The sequence below is a fragment of the Micromonospora sp. MH33 genome, from assembly GCF_003013775.1.
GTDB classification, from domain to species: Bacteria; Actinomycetota; Actinomycetes; order Mycobacteriales; family Micromonosporaceae; genus Micromonospora; species Micromonospora fulviviridis.
On record NZ_MUYZ01000568.1, the window covers coordinates 1 to 2030 of the forward strand.

The following is a 2030-nucleotide window of genomic DNA, read 5'->3' on the forward strand; positions in this document are numbered from 1 at the left end:
TGGTCCGATGCGGCGGTGTTCAGTGCGCTGCTCGGCGGGGCCGGCCGGTTTCTGGTCACCCCGGCGGCCGGCCGGTTCGTGTGGGGCGGGCACTACGAGCCCGGGTCACTGATCTGGCACAGCAGGTGGGTCACCGGGGACGGCATCATCGAGTCCCGCGAGGCCCTGGTCTTTCCCGGCGAGGCGGACCGGCTGGTGCTGCTGCGCCAGATCCGCGCCCTGGACCGACCGGCCCGGGTCCGGGTGGTGCTGGACCCGCGGGCGGACTTCGGCCGGGAACCGGTGCGCGACGTCAGCCGCGACGGCGACCGGTGGCTGGCCCGCACCGGCGGGCTGCACCTGCGGTTCCACGGCGGCACACGGCTTCGCCGGGACCGGCGGGGGTTCCTCGCCGGCGAGCTGACGGTCCCGGCCGGCGGCCGGCACGACCTGGTGCTGGAACTCGCCGGCGCCCCGCTCGTGCAGCCGTGTGAGCAGGCCGGCGAGCTGTGGCGAACCACTCAGCACCACTGGGCTTCGGTCGTTCCGTCGCTGGCCGGACCGGCCCGGCGCGACGCGGTCCTCGCCTACGCGGTGCTGCGCGGGATGACCCGCCCGGGCGGCGGCATGGTCGCCGCCGCCACCACGGCCCTGCCGGAGCGGGCGATGGCGGGACGGAACTACGACTACCGGTACGCCTGGATCCGCGACCAGTCCTTCGCCGGGCAGGCCTCGGCGCTGGTGGGGCGCTACGACCTGCTCGACGACGCGGTCGCATTCCTCAGCGAGCGGGTGCTGGCCGACGGGGACCGGCTCGCCCCGGCGTACACGGTCGACGGCCGTCCGGTCCCGCACGAGCAGCGCCTGGAGGAGCTGCCCGGCTATCCGGGTGCGCACGCGCGGACGGGCAACTGGGTGCGCGGCCAGTTGCAGCTTGACGCCTTCGGGGAGGTGCTGATGCTGCTGTCCGCGGCGCAGCGGCACGATCGGCTGGACAGCGACGGCTACCACGCGATGGAGGTGGCGGCCGCCGCCATCGGCGGCCGCTGGTCGCAGCCGGACTCCGGCATCTGGGAGCTACCGCCCCGGCGGTGGACCCATTCGAGGCTGACCTGCGTGGCGGGGCTGCGGGCCGCCGCCCGGGTCGCCGCACCGAGGCTGGCCGCCCGCTGGTCGGCGTTGGCCGACCGGATCCTCGCCGACGCCGCCGCGCACGGTCTCGCCGCGGACGGGCACTGGGGGCGGGCGTACGACGACGACCGGGTCGATGCGGCGTTGCTGCTGCCCGGCATCCGCGGCGCTCTGCCCCCGGACGATCCCCGCACCGACCGGACCCGCCGCGCGGTGCTGGCCGACCTGGCCGAGGACGGTTACCTGTACCGGTTCCGGCCGGACCGGCGGCCGCTCGGTGACGCCGAGGGCGCGTTCCTGCTCTGCGGGTTCGCCGCCGCCCTGGCCGCCTGGCACGCCGGTGACACGGTGGGGGCCAACCGGTGGTTCGAGCGCAACCGCGCCGCGTGCGGTCCGCCGGGCCTTTACACCGAGGAGTACGACGTCCGTCAGCGGCAGTTGCGCGGCAACCTGCCGCAGGGGTTCGTGCACGCGCTGATGCTGGAGACCGCGGTGACGCTGGGCCAGGTCGACCCCTGCCATTGACCGGGCGGCTACCGGCCGGGACCGGCGATGAGCGCCAGCCCGGTCTCCGGGTCGACCTGTTTGGCCAGCTCGGGGGCCACCTCCGTGACGATCACCTCGAGCGTGGGCCACACCCGGGCCGACAGCAGGTGCCCGCCGACCGTGCTGCCGTCGGCGCGGCCGAGCACCGCGTGCACGTGCAGCACCGGCTCGCCGTCGCGGGCGGCGACGTCACCCACCAGGGACAGCACCTCCACCTGCTCCCGCACCGGTATGCGCCGGTAGTCGCGCCGCTCCCGGTCGAACCAGCCGACCTCGGCCTCCTGGAAGCCGCCCACGGCGGTCACCCGGCCGGCCCGCAGGTCGTGCCGGTGCAGCGCCGCGCCGATGGCGCTCACCGGCTCCTCGCCCTTGTC

2 protein-coding genes are annotated in these 2030 nt (G+C 75.8%); one reads left to right on the forward strand and one right to left on the reverse strand.

The window, feature by feature from the left end; translation table 11 throughout:
• A partial coding sequence (locus B0E53_RS35885; RefSeq protein WP_107079864.1) for a glycoside hydrolase family 15 protein occupies window positions 1–1635 on the forward strand: 1635 nt, incomplete at its 5' end.
• A gap of 8 nt (window positions 1636–1643) precedes the next feature.
• Here B0E53_RS35885 and B0E53_RS35890 read toward each other — a convergent pair.
• Window positions 1644–2030 (reverse strand): PPC domain-containing DNA-binding protein (locus B0E53_RS35890; protein WP_107079865.1); only part of this gene is annotated, 387 nt, incomplete at its 5' end.